The 18,636-nt window shown below is 43.0% G+C and carries 22 protein-coding genes; 1 reads left to right on the top strand and 21 read right to left on the bottom strand.

All coding sequences use genetic code 11. From position 1 onward, the window contains the following. The 13 genes from H0266_RS03230 to H0266_RS03170 all read right to left on the bottom strand — a co-directional run bounded on the left by H0266_RS03230 (nt 1) and on the right by H0266_RS03170 (nt 11,823). Nucleotides 1–1,185: a pyridoxal phosphate-dependent aminotransferase gene (locus H0266_RS03230; RefSeq protein WP_181470934.1), complete on the bottom strand. Its 1,185-nt coding sequence runs from the start codon at nt 1,183–1,185 to the stop codon at nt 1–3. Nucleotides 1,186–1,203: 18 nt separating this feature from the next. Continuing rightward, nucleotides 1,204–1,740, bottom strand: coding sequence for a cell wall elongation regulator TseB-like domain-containing protein (locus H0266_RS03225; RefSeq protein ID WP_181470933.1), 537 nt, complete (start codon nt 1,738–1,740; stop codon nt 1,204–1,206). After that, entirely contained in the window at nt 1,694–1,864 is a 171-nt protein-coding gene (locus H0266_RS03220; protein WP_181470932.1) for a YpmA family protein, read from the bottom strand. Before H0266_RS03220 ends, H0266_RS03225 begins: the two co-directional genes overlap by 47 nt. A gap of 92 nt (nt 1,865–1,956) precedes the next feature. Continuing rightward, entirely contained in the window at nt 1,957–4,761 is a 2,805-nt protein-coding gene (gene dinG, locus H0266_RS03215; protein ID WP_181470931.1) for an ATP-dependent DNA helicase DinG, read from the bottom strand. 105 nt (nt 4,762–4,866) lie between these two features. Continuing rightward, complete coding sequence (panD, locus tag H0266_RS03210; protein WP_181470930.1) at nt 4,867–5,256, bottom strand: aspartate 1-decarboxylase; 390 nt, start codon at nt 5,254–5,256, stop codon at nt 4,867–4,869. Nucleotides 5,257–5,276: 20 nt separating this feature from the next. Continuing rightward, nucleotides 5,277–6,143, bottom strand: a complete 867-nt coding sequence (gene panC, locus H0266_RS03205) for a pantoate--beta-alanine ligase (protein ID WP_181470929.1) — start codon at nt 6,141–6,143, stop codon at nt 5,277–5,279. A gap of 13 nt (nt 6,144–6,156) precedes the next feature. Continuing rightward, nucleotides 6,157–6,978 carry a 3-methyl-2-oxobutanoate hydroxymethyltransferase gene (gene panB, locus H0266_RS03200; RefSeq protein ID WP_181470928.1) on the bottom strand — a complete coding sequence of 274 codons (822 nt, stop codon included), beginning with the start codon at nt 6,976–6,978 and terminating at the stop codon, nt 6,157–6,159. Next, nucleotides 6,971–7,975, bottom strand: a complete 1,005-nt coding sequence (locus H0266_RS03195) for a biotin--[acetyl-CoA-carboxylase] ligase (RefSeq protein WP_246363612.1) — start codon at nt 7,973–7,975, stop codon at nt 6,971–6,973. The genes panB and H0266_RS03195 overlap by 8 nt, the downstream gene beginning before the upstream one ends. Then, nucleotides 7,939–9,129: a CCA tRNA nucleotidyltransferase gene (locus H0266_RS03190; protein WP_246363724.1), complete on the bottom strand. Its 1,191-nt coding sequence runs from the start codon at nt 9,127–9,129 to the stop codon at nt 7,939–7,941. The genes H0266_RS03195 and H0266_RS03190 overlap by 37 nt, the downstream gene beginning before the upstream one ends. Then, nucleotides 9,122–10,255, bottom strand: a complete 1,134-nt coding sequence (gene bshA, locus H0266_RS03185) for an N-acetyl-alpha-D-glucosaminyl L-malate synthase BshA (protein ID WP_181471713.1) — start codon at nt 10,253–10,255, stop codon at nt 9,122–9,124. Before bshA ends, H0266_RS03190 begins: the two co-directional genes overlap by 8 nt. Before the next feature lie 8 nt (nt 10,256–10,263). Further along, nucleotides 10,264–10,677 (bottom strand): methylglyoxal synthase, encoded by a 414-nt coding sequence (gene mgsA, locus H0266_RS03180; RefSeq protein ID WP_181470926.1) that lies wholly within the window; start codon nt 10,675–10,677, stop codon nt 10,264–10,266. A 14-nt stretch (nt 10,678–10,691) separates the two neighbouring features. Continuing rightward, the gene (gene dapB, locus H0266_RS03175; RefSeq protein WP_181470925.1) at nt 10,692–11,492 is read right to left on the bottom strand and encodes a 4-hydroxy-tetrahydrodipicolinate reductase; all 801 of its coding nucleotides are present in this window, start codon (nt 11,490–11,492) and stop codon (nt 10,692–10,694) included. Continuing rightward, on the bottom strand, nt 11,485–11,823 hold the full coding sequence (locus H0266_RS03170) for a nucleotide pyrophosphohydrolase (RefSeq protein WP_181470924.1): 339 nt from the start codon (nt 11,821–11,823) through the stop codon (nt 11,485–11,487). The genes dapB and H0266_RS03170 overlap by 8 nt, the downstream gene beginning before the upstream one ends. Nucleotides 11,824–12,095: 272 nt before the next feature. Here H0266_RS03170 and H0266_RS03165 point away from each other — a divergent pair, with 272 nt between their 5' ends. Then, nucleotides 12,096–12,971 carry a YitT family protein gene (locus H0266_RS03165; RefSeq protein WP_181470923.1) on the top strand — a complete coding sequence of 292 codons (876 nt, stop codon included), beginning with the start codon at nt 12,096–12,098 and terminating at the stop codon, nt 12,969–12,971. A gap of 116 nt (nt 12,972–13,087) precedes the next feature. Here the strand turns inward: H0266_RS03165 and H0266_RS03160 are convergent, their stop codons facing one another. The 8 genes from H0266_RS03160 to H0266_RS03125 form a co-directional block, all read right to left on the bottom strand. Beyond that, a complete protein-coding gene (locus H0266_RS03160) occupies nt 13,088–13,771 on the bottom strand; it encodes a zinc metallopeptidase (RefSeq protein WP_181470922.1) in 684 nt (227 codons plus the stop codon). A gap of 74 nt (nt 13,772–13,845) precedes the next feature. Next, complete coding sequence (locus tag H0266_RS03155; RefSeq protein ID WP_181470921.1) at nt 13,846–14,346, bottom strand: sporulation protein YpjB; 501 nt, start codon at nt 14,344–14,346, stop codon at nt 13,846–13,848. A 243-nt stretch (nt 14,347–14,589) separates the two neighbouring features. Continuing rightward, the gene (gene lhaT / locus H0266_RS03150; protein WP_181470920.1) at nt 14,590–15,174 is read right to left on the bottom strand and encodes a lipoprotein heptaprenylglyceryl N-acetyltransferase LhaT; all 585 of its coding nucleotides are present in this window, start codon (nt 15,172–15,174) and stop codon (nt 14,590–14,592) included. 95 nt (nt 15,175–15,269) lie between these two features. Next, the gene (locus H0266_RS03145; RefSeq protein WP_181470919.1) at nt 15,270–16,169 is read right to left on the bottom strand and encodes a c-type cytochrome; all 900 of its coding nucleotides are present in this window, start codon (nt 16,167–16,169) and stop codon (nt 15,270–15,272) included. Between the two features lie 27 nt (nt 16,170–16,196). Then, entirely contained in the window at nt 16,197–16,871 is a 675-nt protein-coding gene (gene qcrB, locus H0266_RS03140; RefSeq protein ID WP_181470918.1) for a menaquinol-cytochrome c reductase cytochrome b subunit, read from the bottom strand. A gap of 3 nt (nt 16,872–16,874) precedes the next feature. Further along, the gene (locus H0266_RS03135; RefSeq protein WP_181470917.1) at nt 16,875–17,381 is read right to left on the bottom strand and encodes a QcrA and Rieske domain-containing protein; all 507 of its coding nucleotides are present in this window, start codon (nt 17,379–17,381) and stop codon (nt 16,875–16,877) included. Nucleotides 17,382–17,512: 131 nt separating this feature from the next. Beyond that, on the bottom strand, nt 17,513–17,968 hold the full coding sequence (locus tag H0266_RS03130) for a DUF2487 family protein (RefSeq protein WP_181470916.1): 456 nt from the start codon (nt 17,966–17,968) through the stop codon (nt 17,513–17,515). Between the two features lie 94 nt (nt 17,969–18,062). Then, complete coding sequence (locus H0266_RS03125; protein ID WP_181470915.1) at nt 18,063–18,623, bottom strand: ReoY family proteolytic degradation factor; 561 nt, start codon at nt 18,621–18,623, stop codon at nt 18,063–18,065. Between the last annotated feature and the right edge of the window lie 13 nt (nt 18,624–18,636).

Here is an 18,636-nt window from a genome sequence, read left to right as displayed (position 1 = left end):
TTAAGATTGATGATTTTCGACAAAACGTTTAATCCGATTTGCCGCTTTTTCTAGTTGTTCGAGCGAAGTTGCATAGGACAATCTGACATTATTCGGCGAACCGAAACCTGAGCCAGGAACGAGCGCTACTTTCTCTTCATCTAATAGAGCTTTCACCCACGCGTCAACATCCTTGAAACCACACTGCTCCACAGCTTTTTTCACATTTGGGAATAAGTAAAAGGCACCAGATGGCTTCACACACTCTATTCCAGGAATGTCAACGAGCATTTGATGAAGGGCATCCAGTCGTTCAGAGAACGCGGTCCTCATCTCATCTACCGCTTTTTCATCTCCCGTATAAGCAGCAAGGGCTGCGTACTGCGCAATACTAGTAGGGTTGGATGTCGAATGGGAAGCCATATTGGACATCGCTTTAATGATGTCTTTCGGTCCTGCTGCAAATCCGATTCTCCATCCTGTCATGGAATGGGACTTGGATACACCATTAATAATAACGGTACGATCATACAAGTCATCAGACAGCTCAGCAATTGACACGTGCTGTTCGTCTGTGTAAATCAATTTTTCATAAATTTCATCCGAGATAATAAGCAAGTCGTGTTCTTGGCAAACTTGACCAATGGACTCAAGTTCTTCTTTTGAGTACATCATGCCTGTCGGATTACTTGGTGAGTTGATAATCACAGCGCGTGTTCTCTCTGTGATGGACTTTTTCAGTTGTTCAGGTGTGATTTTAAATGCGTTGGATTCCTCTGCCGCAACAATCACCGGGGATCCTTCTGCCAATTTGATTTGTTCAGGGTAGCTGACCCAGTATGGAGCAGGAACGATCACTTCATCCCCTTTGTTCAATAAAACTTGAAACAACGTGTATAACGCATGTTTCGCTCCTGTTGTCACGATGATTTGTTCATTCGTGTAGGTCAATTGTTGATCCCTTTTCAATTTGGTTGTGATCGCATTTTTTAATTCAGGGATTCCACCGGCCGGGGTGTATTTGGTTAATCCTTCATCCATAGCTCTTTTGGCTGCATCTAAAATATAATCAGGAGTATTAAAGTCCGGCTCTCCTGCTCCAAGCCCGATGACATCATACCCTTCCGCTTTTAATGCTTTAGCTTGAGCTGTGATGGCAAGCGTACTGGATGGTGTTAATGATTGTACACGATTAGCTAGTTGCATTCCCTTCACTCCTTTTATTTATTGATTCTGTTTGAAGGCAAATCTTTGATCGAATGATTGTCCGTCCAAACCGTAATAATTAAATACATAACGATCCTGTTGATCGATATACGTAATCTCAAAAACGGGTTCACCCTCTTCATATCCATATTGGATATCTCTAAATGCACAACCATCGCATTCTTCTTTCCAGATATCCTTCATTTCTGAAATGGATAGGTAATCCTCGTCCTGGATTACGTTTAATACTTTTTGGTCATCTACCTGAACATACACGAGTGCAGAACGACCATTGCCGACTGCTCCCTCCATGATATGTACCGTTTCCTTACCATGGTAAACGGACACGTCATCAATTGTCTCAAGCTCTGTCTTTTCTAAAACAAGCGTTGTTGCCTGTGCATGAGAACTAGTGCGGTCATGGTACACATCGATATAGATCCAGATACTCAAAGACAACCCAAGTACGAAGAGGATGCTAGTGATGATCGCCGTCCACTTCACCCAATCAGGTACGGTAAATGGTGAAGACTGCAGTTTCGTCATCTTCTTCATCAAGTGCCATCCCAAACATAAGATTTTGATCTTTTAATGTTCGATTCAACGTGTCGACCACTTTATATAAGTCATCAGTCTTTTGTATTCGTACGGTTGATAGTGTTTCCATTTTGTTGGACATGCTACTTCCTCCCAGAACCTTAAGTATTGATCCATTCTACTCGCTCTACATTATAACAGGAAATCTTGACATGTTGATAAAAACTCGCGAGATTACATCCACTCTTCCATCTCAACAATCAAATCACGTGTCGACTTATACGAGACAGGAACTTTGGGAATCGATGATAAGAAATACTTTCCATAGCGCGCCTCCATAATACGTTGATCACAAATAAAGACCACACCACGATCTGTACTCGAACGAATCAATCGACCGAAACCTTGTTTAAAGCGAAGAATGGCATGTGGTAATGACCTTTCCATGAAGGGATTCTTCCCTTCTTCTTTCAACTTGCGGTCTTGCATCGACTGCAAAGGTTGATCAGGTGGTTGAAAGGGAAGTCTGACCATCATCAGACAAGATAGGTCATCCCCCGGGATATCGACCCCTTCCCAGAAGGAACTCGTCCCAAGCAATATGGCTTGATCAAAAGCCTGGAAATTCTTCTTCAATCGGTCACGGCTCCCACTGGAAACCCCTTGTGCAAAAATCATAAACTCCTCTGGGTCAATGAATTCTCTTAACAAAGCGTAGGTTTTCCTCAGCATCTCATAAGAAGTAAACAGAACAAGCATCCGCCCTTTCGTAACATAGGCCATAGAATAAATGGCTTCACTGATGGCGTGGATATATTCTTCTGGATGCTTTCTGATATCTGGGAAGTCGTCGGGAACCATAACCCTTACCTGTTCGTCAAACGCATAGGGTGAGGCAATGACTTTTTCTTTCAAGCGTGGCGAACCGGATAGACCGATGGCCCTTTTCACATATTCAAAGGACTGATTCGTCGACAAGGTAGCACTTGTCAATATGACACTTTTTTTCTTCTGAAAAAGTTGCTTATTCAACCGATCTGCCACATCGAGCGGTTCGCTGAATAAATAGACAGCGTTGGATGCCCCTTCTCCTTCAACCTCTAACCACTTGGCGCTAGACTCTGCATCGATCGTGAAGTATCGGTCCAACCGCTCGATGACCTGCCTGCAAAAACTGACTTGTCCTTCCACTCGCGATAACAGCACTGCAACAGAAGAATCATCCACAAGTTTCGAGGTCAATGCCAAGTGGTTGTGCATCCGCTCCATACCGTGCATCAATTGACGCAATGAACTTAAAAATCTATCGCACATATCTTTAGATGTTCTAAAGAAGGGGTCCGACAGATCGTCTTGAAAGGATTGTTGAAGCCGACCTAAATCGCTTTTCGATGATTTATCTCGCCTCTGCCTTCTTTTCAGATGTTGAAACATATACCTGGACCATTGATTCAACTCTTCTTTAGCAACGTCCACAATCTTTTGGCATTTAGAGATTTCCTTGAAGAAATCCTCTGGCAATCCCAAGCCATTGTACACCTTTCGTTGATAAAGTTCTGTCAGCTGACTAAGTTGACGCTGCAATTCACGATAATTGAACTGCACACCGAAATAACGACTGGCAACAGCTTCGAGGTGGTGAGCTTCATCAATAATGACATGGTCATATACAGGCAGTCGTTCCTCTTCACTCATGATATCCAAGCTGAACAAGGCATGGTTCGAAATAATCAAATCGGCTTTTTCTGCTTTTTTCCTAGCCCAATCATAAAAGGATGCTTCCCCCACATGAAGATGTACCGTTTTGGTCGATTGTTCGGAGGACACTTTGTGCCAGAACTGTCTTCCATTTGACGGAAGCTGAATTTCATCTACATCTCCTGTCGTCGTTTCTGTCAACCACACTAGAATCATGGCTTTAGTCAATGCGATATCATAGTTGTCCTGTGAAGAGTGCTCAAGTTCATACGCAAAGTGAACAAGGCTGATGTAATGGCCTCTTCCCTTATACAAAACCGCTTGGATCGGACGATGAAACAACTTTTCGATTCGAGGAATCTCCTCTTCTAACAGTTGTTTTTGCAAGGCTGTTGTATGAGTTGTGACTAAGAGCCTCCGTCCCTTCTGAAGAGCTACATAAGAAGCGGCTAATAAGTAGGCTACAGATTTCCCCGTTCCTGTACCCGCTTCAATTAAAGCATGGTTCTCCTCCGTGAGTGCCCGATATATGGATACACTCATTTCTTTTTGTCCTTCTCTTGATTCATAATCATCGAATAGATTGGACAATCCTTTTTCAGAATCATACACTTCATGAATCCATTCTTCGAAAGGCGGGAGTTTCTTGTAGGTTGACGTGGCTGGTCGTTTTACGCCTTTTACGGGAATTCCGTGCCACAGATCATAAGGTTCGTCTTTCTTTGACTGGTATCTTCTCTCTTCAATGGCAACCTGGATGAATGGACGTAATTCACTTTTCAATTTGGGTTCAATCATCAATAGATAGTGAAGCGTCCTCTCAGGGAGTTGTGCTAGGCGAGCAAATAAGAAAGAAAATAAATCAGTGGTCGCCTGTGCATCGGATAGTGCTCTATGAGGACGGTCATGCCCCATCCCTAATTGCTCAGAGAGTTGTCCAAGTTTAAATGAAGGCGCCATAGGCAACATAATCCTTGATAATTCGACCGTGTCAATGAACGCATTATGTAAAGCTGGGTATCCACACCGCTTGAATTCCTCGTTAAGAAAGCCCAAATCGAATTCAATATTGTGAGCTACGATGTAACTGTTTTTCATAAGTTGATAAATATCATCGACAACCTCCGAAAATAAAGGGGCGTCGAGTACATCCTCCTCTTGAATGCCTGTTAAAGAGGAAATAAAAGGGGGGATGTCTCTTTCTGGATAAACCAAAGAAGAAAATTCTTGAAGAACTTCGCCATCTTCACTTAGGAGGACGATTCCGATTTCTATGATTCGATCTCCTTTAGAAGCTGCGTTTCCTGTTGTTTCTAAATCTACAATAGCAAATGTTGTCATGAGATCCCCTCTTTCTACCTTCCCAACATTGTTTCAATTAGATGACAAAAAGGAAGGACCTTGCCAACGTACCAAGGCTAAGATCCTTAATCTTTCGCTGTGAAGTTAATAAGGCAGTGCCGTTAACGGCGGCTCCTCTTCGACAATCTCCTCCACCTTGTTGCCTTCACCCATCAGAGCGATTCTAGGCTTGAAATCAGCGAGTTCATCTTCGCTAAGCATAGCATACGATACTATTATCACAATATCATCCGGTTGAACAAGACGAGCAGCAGCGCCATTCAAACAAACGACTCCACTTCCACGCTCCCCAGCAATGACATAGGTTTCAAGCCTTGCTCCATTGTTATTATTTACAATTTGGACCTTCTCATGAGGCAGTATCCCCACTTCGTCCATAAGGTTTTGATCAATCGTTATACTGCCAACATAATTCAAATTGGCTTCTGTTACACGTGCACGATGGATTTTGGCTTTCATCATGGTGCGAAACATCTGTTCTCCTCCTTGCCTTATTATCCGATTTCGAGCTTCCCCGTTTGATCAAAGACTACATTGTCGATCAGCCTGGCGCGGTCGTAGTAGACAGCAGCAGCGAGGATGACAGTCTGATTAATCTCGGTCACCGGTTCAAGCTCAGGATAAGACAGTAACTCAATATAGTCTATTTTACCACGAGTTCGACTGTCAAGAAACTGCCGTGTAGCCTTTATGACTTCTATCGGGTCTTTCGTGCCGTTCTCGACTTGTTTTCTTCCTAGATAGAGGGCTTCCTGAATCATCGGGGCCTCTCTTCTTTCTTGACTCGTAAGGTTCACATTACGACTACTCTTCGCAAGCCCGTCAGATTCACGAACGGTCGGAACACGTCTCAATGTAACAGGAATATTAAAGTCCTGAATGAGAGCATCAACCACTGCGACTTGTTGAGCATCCTTCATGCCAAAGTATGCACGAGTCGGACGACAGATATTAAACAACTTCGTAAGGACCGTGACTACACCTTCGAAATGACCCGGGCGACTTCTTCCACATAACACGTCTGCTCTTTTAGAAACCGATAGGTTCATCGACATAGGACGCGGATACATCGTCTCGTTATGAGGCAGAAAGACGAGATCTGTCTCGTATTTCTTTGCGATGAGTGTATCATGTTCTTCATCTCGTGGATATTGATCCAAATCCTCATTCTCACCGAACTGTAAAGGGTTTACGAAGATACTCAAAATCACATGATCATTTTCTTTTCGTGCTTCCTCGAGAAGTCGTTCATGACCTTCATGAAGATAGCCCATCGTTGGTACAAAACCAATTGTTTTCCCTTCTCTGACCCACTCGGCCGTTTTTATTTGCACATCTTCAATATTCGTTAAGATTTCCATCTACCTATTCTCCTTACCGCTTCGGTAACGCATCTGTATCCATCGTAAACGTATGTTTTTCTTCAGGGAATTGACCTGACTTCACTTCTTTTACATAAGAAGCCACCGCTTCCCCTAATTGTTGATTGCTGTCAAAATAAGATTTTACAAACTTCGGAAGACGATCCACACCGTATTTCAAAATATCATGATAGACAAGGACTTGTCCGTCACAACTCGCACCTGCTCCTATTCCGATCGTCGGAATAGACAATTCACTTGAAATCAGTTCAGCAAGCTGTCTCGGGACACACTCCAACACAACCGCCATCGCACCGGCAGCTTCGATTTGAAGGGCTTCTTCAATCAACCGCTCCGCTGATTCTTCGCTCTTTCCTTGCACTTTATATCCACCTAGTACGTGAACCGATTGTGGTGTAAGTCCTATATGACCTACAACAGGAATGCCGGCGCTCACAAGGTGTTCAATTGTTAGCAATACCTCTCCGCTTCCTTCAACCTTAAGAGCCTGCGCTCCCGTTTCTTGAAAGAGCTCTCTTGCATTCCTTAAAGAGTCTTCTAATGATATGTGATACGTCATAAACGGCATATCAACGACTTTGAACGTATTGGGTGCCCCTCTTGTAACAGCTTTCCCATGATGAATCATATCTTGTAATGTTACAGGAATGGTCGAATCATATCCGAGAACCGTCATTCCTAAACTATCTCCGACTAGAATCATATCCGCTTTTGCTTCTTCGGCCATCTTAGCTGATGGGTAGTCATAGCTTGTGATCATCGCGATTTTCTCTTGCTTCTCTTTCATTTCTCTTAATTGATGTGTATTACGCATCGTATCCTCCCTCTCCCCAGTGTATTTCTGCAGAATATAATTTCTCTACTTTTCCATAATCACGCTTTGCACGTAAGGCGCCGTCAGATTCTATCCCAATCAGAGTCGCTTCCCACGTGTCTCTCATAGTAGAGATGGTCACTCTCTCCCCAATCCGGTATCCATAGTGTTCCCATTTTGCCTTCACTTGTTCAAAACCTTTATCAATGAACTGATCATATGTAGTTTCGAAGGTTCTTAAAATCGATTGGATCGTTCGTTGAATATTCCATTCCATACCTGACTCTTCTTTTAAAGACGAAGCTTTGTGCGCAATGGCTGGCGGAAGATCTACAGCATCTTGATTTACGTTCATGCCAATACCTAAAACAATGTACTGAATACGGTCTTGTTCTGCTTGCATTTCTGTCAAAATCCCGGACACTTTTTTGTGATTTACGAGAATGTCATTCGGCCACTTGATTTGTGGATCGAGTGTAGACTCAGCAGCTACCATTTCCGCGAGGACGGTTGCCGTTAACAGTGTGATTTGTGGCGCTTGAACAGGTGGTAAAGGTGGACGGAGTAAAATACTCATCCATATGCCCTTACCTTGCGGGGAATGCCACTCTCTTGCCATGCGACCTTTGCCTTTCACTTGTTCATCTGCGATGACGACTGTCCCGTGAGGCTTTCCTTGTTTAGCCATTTGATGGACAATATCTTGAGTAGACTCAACTTGATCATAATGATAAAGTTGCTGCCCAATCCAAGCCGTATCCAACCCCCATTGCAAGGTGTTCCCACTTATTTTATCAGGATAAGATACAATCTTATACCCTTTTCGACGAACGGCTTCAATTTCGTAACCATCCTTCTTTAATTCATTCATATGTTTCCAAACGGCAGTACGCGAAATATTCAACGCTTCTGACAGTTGTTGACCTGATATATGCCCTTGTTCGTTTTCTAATAAATCAATCAATTGTTTACGGGTCGATTCCATTGCTGCACCCATTCCTTTATGGTTTCGTAATCATTCTTTATGTTCCCTTCGACCACAGTTCTTTCAATACGAGTCATGTACTCTTCAATCCAAGATCCCTTCTTTTCATCATGGAAAAGTTGAATCAAGTCAGCTGCTTGAAAAGCCAAATCTTTTCTATTTTCAATCGCCAGTTCATTCGCTTGTTCCGATAATTGCACCTGCCACCTATGATCTTCTCCATGGATTGCTTGAATGAGTCGTACAAACGACTGATCTAGAGAACGGGGCAAACGATATACAAGCCATGGTGTAATTGACGATGTGAGTTGAAATTCTTTGTATGCCATTCTGATGCTTTCAGCGCTATGCCGGATTTGATTGGACAATTTCCATTCTTTCACCCAATCCTTTACGTTCTCACCGATCCCTTTCTCAACAAAATAGGAGATGGCTTCCGGCCAGCTGTTTAGCGATACGTAAGGGACATGACTTTTGACATCAAACTGACTTTGGAAAAGAGGAAACTCCTCCATCATGCCGGTTGTACATAAAACATGAAAACCTTGTGAGAAATGTTGTCCTGCTAACAGCTTGATCATCTCATTTGCTATTCTCTCTATCGCAATATGCTTAAGAAGAGGGGCCTGTTCGTTGATAGCCTCTTCAGTCTTTGACTCAACCGTGAAGCCCAACTGACTTGCAAAACGGACGGCCCTGATCATACGCAAGGGATCTTCGAAGAACCGCTCTTTCGGATGACCGACAGCTTGTATGACTTTATCTTTAATCGCTTGCTGTCCACCAAAAGGATCAACAATGGTTTGGTCTTTTCCCATAGCCATGGCATTCATTGTAAAATCCCTGCGCGCTAGGTCCTCTCGGATGTCGCCAACAAATGTGACTTCATCTGGATGTCGAAAATCCTCATACCCTTCTTCTTTTCGGTACGTAGTCACTTCATAAGATTCTGAGTGATAACGGACCATCACTGTTCCGTGCTCAATCCCGATTGGAATGACCTTTTCAAATATGTTTTGAATTTCTTCAGGCCTCAAAGATGTAGCAATATCAACATCTCCGATTGGCCGACCGATCAGAGCGTCCCGGACAGCTCCGCCTACAATATAGGCTTCCCCTCCTGCCGCTTCAATTTCACCAATGATTTCGAAAGCCGAATTAAACATGGTCACGTTCCAATACCTGTTCGTATAAGGCTTCATACTGTTCTAAGATCGTGGTGGATGCAAACTTCTCTTGAACGACGGCACGTGCCTTTTGGGACATCTCATGCATGACAGTATCATCACCAAGCATTCTCGTTGCATAATACGCCATCTGTTCGACGTTGCCGAGCTCTGCAATGTAACCTGTCTCACCATGGTCGATCACCTCTGGAATCCCTCCAATATTCGTTCCAATACAGGGTACCCCACAAGCCATCGCTTCTAATAGAACTAAACCGAAGCTTTCTTTTTCTGAAGGTAATAATTTTAAATCAGAAATCGACAGTAAATCACTGACATTCTCTTGTTTCCCAAGGAAGAGAACGCGGTCTTCCAATTCAAGATCCTGAACAAGCTGACGACAATCCGAATACTCCGGACCATCTCCTACTAATAAAAGCTTAGATGGGATCTGTTTCTCAACTAATGAGAAGGTATAAATCACATCCTGAACACGCTTCACTTTCCGGAAGTTCGATATATGAACCATCACTTTTTCTTCTTCATTGATACAGTAATCCTCACGCAGCGATCGATTATCTTTCCGGAAATACTCACGTTCATCAACGAAATTATAAATCACATCGATTTCCTTCGTTGTATCTAACATGTCACGCGTCTGATCCACTAAACTACTCGAAACAGCTGTCACTTGATCAGATTCCTCGATGCCGAATTTGATCATTTGCTTCAAACTTGAATCAATGCCAAGGACCGTAATATCCGTTCCGTGCAATGTTGTGATGATTTTCACGTCCCTGTTACACATCTGTTTGGCTAAGATAGCGCAAATAGCATGAGGCATTGCATAGTGCACGTGTAGAATGTCTAGTTCTTCGCGGTTAATAACTTCTGCCATCTTGTTAGCAAGAGCTAGATCATACGGAGGATGCTGAAATACCGGGTAGTTGCTGACCTCCACTTCATGATAGTAAATGTTCGGATACACTTTATTTAATCTGAAAGGGACTTGTGTTGCGACAAAGTGAATTTCATGCCCCTTTTCTGCTAGTAGTTTACCAAGTTCTGTTGCGATAACACCTGACCCTCCGACTGTCGGGTAGCAGGTGATTCCGATCTTAGCCATACGTTTGTTCACTCCTGATCCTTCTTTTGTTTGACGACATTTCTCCAATCAAAATCACCGCGGTCTAAAGCACGGATCAGAATTTCAGATCCAGCTAAGTTTGTAGCAAGTGGTATTTGATGGACATCGCATAGGCGAAGCAAAGCACTGATGTCTGGTTCATGTGGTTGAGCAGTCAATGGATCCCTGAAAAAGATGATGATATCCATTTCATTTTCTGCGATTTTGGCACCGATTTGCTGATCGCCTCCGAGTGGACCAGATAGAAACTGATGAACAGGCAAACCGGTTGCTTCAGAAATCCGCTTCCCTGTTGTTCCTGTAGCGAAAAGCGTATGTTTCTCCAATATGTTTGAATAAGCGGTTGTAAACTGTACCATGTCTTTCTTTTTTTCATCATGAGCAATTAATGCAATGTTCATACCTTCGCCTCCTGTTAATCGAGTAAGTGTTCTAGTCCATACACGAGCTGATCAAGGCTCATCACTTTTTCAGAAGCGAGCTTTACTCCACTCATGAAGGACTCACGGTCATGGGAGTCATGCTTGATCGTAAGCGTCTGCCCTTGACCACCGAATATAACTTCCTGATGGGCAATCAGTCCAGGTAATCGCATGCTATGGATTCTCATACCATCGATTTCTGCTCCTCTTGCCCCCTCATGCGTTTCTTGTTCTTCTGGATGGCCCTGGCTTTGAGACGAACGGACCTCTTGAATGAGTTGGGCGGTCTTAATCGCGGTTCCTGAAGGCGCATCAAGTTTCTGATCATGGTGTTTCTCTATAATCTCCACATGAGGCATATGTTTGGCAGCCCATTTGGAAAACTGCATCATGAGAACCGCACCAATCGCGAAATTCGGTGCAATCACTGCTCCGATTCCCTTCTCTTCACATAGTGTTGAGAGCTCCCTCAGTTGTTGTTCTGAAAAGCCAGTAGTACCGACGACTGGACGAATGTGATTCTCAATCGCCCACTTTGTATGTACATAACCGTTCTCCGGGGTGGTTAAATCTATAAGAACATCCGCTTCCACTTCCATTAAACACGTTTCCGGATCCGTATAGATCAACGCTTCTAAAGCAGGAAGTCCCTCTATATCACGGACACGTTCCCCATCATGCTTCCGATCAATACACGCAACAAGTTCAAAAGTTTCATCTTTCTCAATCATTCGCAATGCTTCTCGCCCCATTTTACCACGAGGTCCCGCCACAATCGCACGAATTTTACTCATTTTCTACTTCCTCCTTTTTCGTCCAGCGATCTTTATCTCTTGTCTCGATCTTACCCATCGACTGTTCAAATGCCTCAGACAAATCTATATCCAGAGAATTAGCAAAGCATGTAAGAACAAACAATACATCTCCTAATTCTTCTGATAACGCTTTATCTTCTTCTGATGACTTCTTTGGCTTCTCACCATAACGATGATTTATTTCTCGTGCCATCTCTCCCACTTCTTCTGTTAATCTCGCTTGTAAACTTAAAGGAGAGAAATATCCTTCTTTAAACTGAGATATGTAACGGTCCACTCTCTCTTGCATTTCTTTCGTTGAATAGTTCATAGACGATCACTCCTTTGATTAAACGTAAGCATCTCTCTAAATGGTAGCCAAAAGGGACTCATTTGACAAATTTTTAGTTTATTTTTTTGTCGAAAATGAAGAAAATCCACTCATCGTTCATTTTTATGTCCCACAGGCATATTTAGGTGACTTCCAACCTTGGCGATGGCATATACATATTCATCACTGTTTTTTCTTAAATTGGTGGATTGATGCTTTCACAATCGTTCTCTATAATAGAGGGCGTGTATAATTTAATGGAGGTGACATCTATGAAAGTCTTTGGGTTACGATTAAAAAATATTTTCTTCATTTTAGTTGGTTCTGCCATCTTTTCATTCGGGCTGGTCCACTTCAACATCCAGAACGAGCTAGGTGAAGGTGGATTCACAGGAATTACCTTATTGCTTTTATACTTATTTAATTGGGATCCAGCTATTATGAACATCGTCTTGAATATTCCTGTCTTGATCGTCGGGTGGAGAATATTAGGCAGGAACACATTTCTTTATTCCCTCATTGGGATTGTAGCGGTATCGGTCTTCATTCGTCTATCACAAATGTATATGATTGAAATTGACCTTGCGAATGATCTGACGCTTGCTTCACTATTTGCCGGTGTCTTTATTGGTATCGGTCTTGGGATCATATTCCGATACGGAGGCACCACAGGGGGCGTAGATATTATTGCCCGTTTGATCCACAAATATCTTGGGTGGAGCATGGGGCGTGCGATGTTCATGTTCGATGCCGTCGTTATTTTCGTATCTGTTATTACGTATCTTAATTCGATTAAAGGCATGTACACACTCGTAGCCGTCTTCATCGGTGCCAAAGTGATCGACTTCATTCAAGAAGGGGCCTATGCCGCAAGGGGAACCACAATCATATCAGAGAGCAGCGATGAAATCGCAAAGCAGATACTGAAGGACATGGATCGTGGTGTAACGGTATTAGAAGGTCGCGGATCTTTTTCAGGAGCTAAGCGGGATGTGTTATATTGCGTAATCGGTAAAAACGAAATCGTCCGCTTGAGAGCCCTGATCAACCGGATTGACCCTCACGCTTTTGTAGCTGTCAGTCATGTACATGACGTAACAGGAGAAGGGTTTACATTAGATGAAAATAAAAATCCTCTTAACGACTAAGCTACAACTATCAATTGCTATAAAACCGATTTTTTAAACTCGAATCCTTACGTTCATCATGAATAAAAAAAGCTCCCTGATCACGATTCTGATCAAGGAGCTTTATTAGCGTTCGCTTACTCTTCGTTCATGCCTGCGAACATAAGAACGAAACGTACTAGTTCCATCAATGCAACCAGAGCCGCTGCAACATAAGTCATGGCAGCTGCATTCAATACTTTCTTCGTCTTCCGTTCTTCATCATTACGGATGATACCTGTAGAAACAAGCTGGCTCATCGCTCTATTTGAAGCATCGAATTCCACTGGCAATGTAACCAATTGGAATAATACGGCCGCTGCGAAAAAGATAATTCCTGCTAAAGCCAAGCCTGTCATACCGAATATAAAACCGCCGATGATCAGGAAGATCGAAATGTTCGACCCGAAGCTCGCTACCGGGACAAGAGCACTACGGAAGCGCAAGAAAGCGTACTCTTGAGCGTCCTGGATGGCATGCCCGACTTCGTGAGCGGCTACAGCTGCACCAGCAGCTGAACGGCCATGGAAGTTGTCAGAGGATAAACGGACCACTTTTGATCTTGGATCATAGTGGTCAGAAAGCTTTCCGCGGACTTCCTCTACTGACACATTATACAAACCATTGTCATCTAGGATCTTACGAGCTACTTCTGCTCCTGATAAGGATGAAGAAATCGCTACTTTTGAATATTTTTTATACGTTCTTTTTACTTTGGATTGTGCCCAAATAGGGATAATCATAAGCAAAGCAAAATAGATGATAAAACTAGTGATACCCATCGTTCATTCCTCCGTCTTGGATGTTAATGTTGTTAGGTTGCTTAGATTAATTTTAGTCAAATAAATTGAAAAAATCAACTATTTTCGCTTTTTTGCGACTGTGTTTTTTTGCTTGCCAACCATCTTCGAACAGCCACATAAAATAGCGTTAAGATAATTGTACCTCCAATGACGATAGCTGTCCAAACTAATGCATCCAATTGAAACGATTCACGTTCTTTCATTTCCTTTAATGCCTTTAGGATCTCTTGTCTATTTTGTACATGGTCACGTATAACAAGTTGGTCCATAAGTGTATCGGTTTGAGATACGAGCGATTGATCCTCTACCACTGGCAATATAGGAAGTAGTTCATTCCACTGTTGCTCAATTTGATCTGCAGGAATGTAAACATTGCGAACCTGTTCTTCCATTGAGACAATCTGTTCCTGAATCCAAGTCTCATGGTCCTTAGCACTCAGAAACTCAAGCATTGTAGACAACTTCTCCGCATTTTCTCGATTCGTTTCACCATTTAATAATGGGGTGACGACTTCTGACCAGGCTTGTTCAGACTGCTTTGACTGTGTCTCCATATATTTTTCCACCTCCGGCACCCTCTTATGCAGTAGCTTGTCCGCTAAAGAATATCGGCCGTCCTGGATTAAATATGAGTATTGAACTGCAAAGCTCTGAAAATCCGGTTCAGAAGTTTGTCCTTGCACATTCGGTGTGAGTGTGAAAATCAGGGAACTGATCAAACATAGCAGTACCGCTCGTCCCATTTCACTTCTCCCCTCTCGTAAAAAGTCTTACAGAGAGTTTATGAGTGAGGGAACCTAATTAGAACGCACCTTTTGAGTTGTAACATAAGCTAGAGCAATGCACCCGATACTTAACCAAAACGTGAAATATCCGATTTCATTCATGTGTTCCATGATAGAAGGATAAACGGGCATCTGCTCAAAAACATAATCAATGACATCATTGTGAAGAGTCCAAATAGCGGCAAATACAATGTGTCTAACTTTGATCGCATAGAAAGGTGCATAAAGGACGGCTTGTATCGCCATAGCCCCATGCGAAATGATCAGCATGTAACCTGTCCAAGGAAGAGAGCCTCCGTAATCAATCAAAAGTAATAGGTTCATGACGACTGCCCATATTCCATACTTCACAAGAGTTACAAGAGCCAAGGCTTCTATATAAGGCACATGCCTCCCGAACAAGTAAAAACCTAAGAAAATCGTAAAGAACAGACTAGCAGTAGGACTATCGGGCACAAAAATGAGAAAGATTGGGGCTGTGTCGATCAATTGTGACTCATACCAAATATAACCGTAAATCGTTCCAAACAAATTGACGATAAATAACATCCACAAAAATAGACGATTTTGTAATATGTAGGAGATAAAGCTCTTCATGGGTAGGACCTCCTGAAAACTTAAGCCGCGCTCAGATGAGCGCGGCTTTTAAGTGTATGAATGTTCTTCTATGGACATTAATTACTGGGTGCTTATTATTCTTCGGATGATGATCCTTCTTCAGAAGAGCCCTCTTCAGATGATTCTCCTTCTGAAGATTCTCCTTCAGAAGAGCTCTCTTCAGATGATCCACCTTCAGAAGACTCGCCACCCTCACTGCCTCCACCAGAACCGGCATTCTTGATGAATTCAGCAAGTTGCTGAAGTTCTTCATCAGAACCATTGAAGATACCAGCAGGCATTGAACCGACACCGTTTACAGCAATGTCTTTAATTTCTTCGATTGATCTTTCTGTATCCATAAGAGCCGGGTAGTTCCCTTGTCCTTGCAAGGCATCACCGTGACAGCTTAAGCAGTTCGCTTCATAAGCCGCCCAACCTGGACCTGATTTATCAATCTCTGATTCTACAGCTTCGATGTTTACACCGTATTCTTCAGAACGCATTTCATAGTCAGCTTCGCTGACAGATTCGTACGTAAGCCAGAATGTAGCAATGACTCCAAGCATCATCAAACTTACAGCAATCGGACGCTTAGTCGGACGACGTTCTGGACCTGGATCTAGGAATGGAGCAAGTAATAAAGCTCCGAACGCAAGACCAGGCATGACAATCGCACCGAGTACAATGTAGTCACCACCAGCGAATTGATACTTCAGAAATTGGTATAAGAATAAGAAATACCAGTCAGGTAACGGAATATAACCAGCGTTCGTCGGATCCGCCTGTTGCTCAAGTGGAGATGGATGAGCCGCAGTTAAAATAAGGAAACCGATTAGAAACACTGAGCCTACAAGCCATTCTTTTAGAAGGAAGTTAGGCCAAAACGCTTCTGTACGACCCGGGTACTCTGAATAGTCTTTAGGTAAATTGGCTTTTTGTTCAGCAGTAACACGTGAGTCACCGACAAACTTCATCCCTTTTCCTCTATGCACAGCTTTCCCTCCTTTGTTACTTACATTTTATAGTGGACCAGAAATACCTTGCTTGCGGATCAAGATAAAGTGAAAGGCCATTAATCCGAACAAAGCAGCTGGCAAGAAGAATACGTGAATCGCGAAGAATCGAGTCAGGGTTTGTGCCCCTACAATCGATGGATCTCCAGCGAGTAACGTACGTATTTCATCACCGATGAGCGGTGTCGCCGCAGCGATTTCAAGACCTACCTGTGTTGCAAAGTAAGCTTTGTTATCCCATGGTAATAGATATCCGGTGAAACCAAGCCCTAACATGACGAAGAATAATAGGACTCCGATGACCCAGTTCAACTCACGAGGCTTCTTATATGCGCCTTGGAAGAATACCCGTAATGTATGTAGGAATAACATGACAATCACAAGGCTCGCTCCCCAGTGGTGCATACCACGAACGATTTGTCCGTAAGCTACTTCTCTTTGTAAGTAATACACGGACTTCCAGGCGTTCTCGATGTCTGGAACATAGTACATCGTTAAGAACATACCAGAAAGAATTTGTATGACGGTAACAAAGAACGTCAATCCGCCAAAACAATAAACAAATGCTGAAAAGTGGTGTGCGGGGTTAACATGCTCAGGTACCTCGTGGTCGGCGATATCACGCCACAACGGGGTAATGTCAACACGCTCGTCCACCCAATCGTAAAGTCTTTGTAGCATGATCTACGCCCCCTTTCTTGATTTAGCGTCACCAAGGTAAAGCATGCCATCTCTCACTTCATGTTCAAACATAGGAAGTGGTGCCGTCGGAGGTGTACCAGGTACGTTGACACCATCCTTCGTATAGCGTCCAGCATGACAAGGACAAAAGAATTGATTCGGATATTCTTCATTTGACGCCCAGTCTACTGTACAACCTAAGTGGGTACAGATCGGTGATAATGCAATGATTTCATCATTGTCGTTTCTGTACACCCAAGCCGTTTTTTGAATTTCTGATTCATACCAGGCGTCCACCTGATTGATCGTCCATTCAAAACGTTGTGGTTCGTTCGTAATTTCATCAACCGACACAACGGATTTCAAGTCTCCCCCTTCTTGCGTCTGCAAAACGGGATCGATCGCAAAGCGTACCATTGGTGCAAGCATACCGGCTGCCATAAAGCCGCCAACACCAGTCAATGTGTAGTTTAAAAATTGACGACGGGATACTCGTTTTTTATCGCTCATTTTCTTCCCCCCTCTATGCGGTAATCCATGCGACATGGATTGTTTACACACAGTTTACTAGGACATTACCATGATAGCGCAATCTTTGGGCCGGGTCAATAAAATATCAAACCTTGTCGCAACTTTTCGATTTACCAATAGGATTGAATGAATTCACTGATTTCACGGGCTTGTTCCTTTACAAAGGATTGGGTCTCCGTCGACTGTACATTTCCTGTCTGGATCCCAGGCACCCACAGAAGATGGCCGTCCAAGTTTTGCTCGTGTTTCTTCCATTTTACATCAAACGTGAACAAAAATACATGTTCAAAAGGCTGCTGCTTAAATTGACTGATCCACTGATTAACCCGCTCGATTTCCGATGCATGGCTCCCACTCATATAATGGTAATCAGGAGATAAAAATATTCGACCTCTATACTCTTTTTCTATCACGTTTGTAAACACTTGATTCAATTCACGGAGAAAGGCCTGTTTTGAGAGGTCTGTATCCGAAGATGGATCAAAAGGGATCAACGGAACGATGACCGTATCAATGTATTCTTTCTCTGGTAAGTATTGTGCAACATCCGTTTTTGACAAACGCATGTCCATCCCCCCTTTTATGACTATGTCTCTTTATTGTACTCGATAATGAAAAAGAAAAGCCAGGAAAACATCTACGATGCTCCTGGCTTTTCTTTTAGGAGAAGGCATTCAATTCTTGTCTGATTTTATCAAGCTCCGTACATAGTCTCTTGAATTCCATACGGTCGCCACCTATCAGTGCTTCGTCAATGCGACTTTCCATTTGCTTCTGCCGGTATCTTAATAAACTATGGGAAAGGAAGCGATTCGCTTCAGAACGATCCCTGTCATTCAAATAATAATCTTTAGGAAGATAAGGGTTCTCCTCAAGGACCAGCGCGTATTTTGAACATTGCTGCGCATTGTCGAAATTCATTTGAATATACACCGGTTCATCTTGATTCATGCGTAAATCATGGAAGGATTTTTCTGCGTCATTCGTCATTACTTGCCCTTTATAGAAGCGGAATGGCGGATCCGTGACACCTTGAGCACTGATTTCCATACCTCTAGGACAGAACTTCACTTCGTTGACGAAATGGACACTCGACAATAATGTTTCGTGATTCATCAAATAGTTAAGAATCCAAACACTCTCTCTCTTCTTTAACTGAAAATGATTCAAAAACCAACGGACGAAATCTTTTTTTTCATCTACGGAAATAGGTGTTTGCATAGGCGCCCCTCCT

Origin of the sequence: Halobacillus locisalis, assembly GCF_013694105.1 — a bacterium.
Classification (GTDB): Bacteria; Bacillota; Bacilli; order Bacillales; family Halobacillaceae; genus Halobacillus; species Halobacillus locisalis.
Note: the sequence above shows the minus strand (reverse complement) of the source record. Positions and strands in the feature narration are given on the sequence as shown.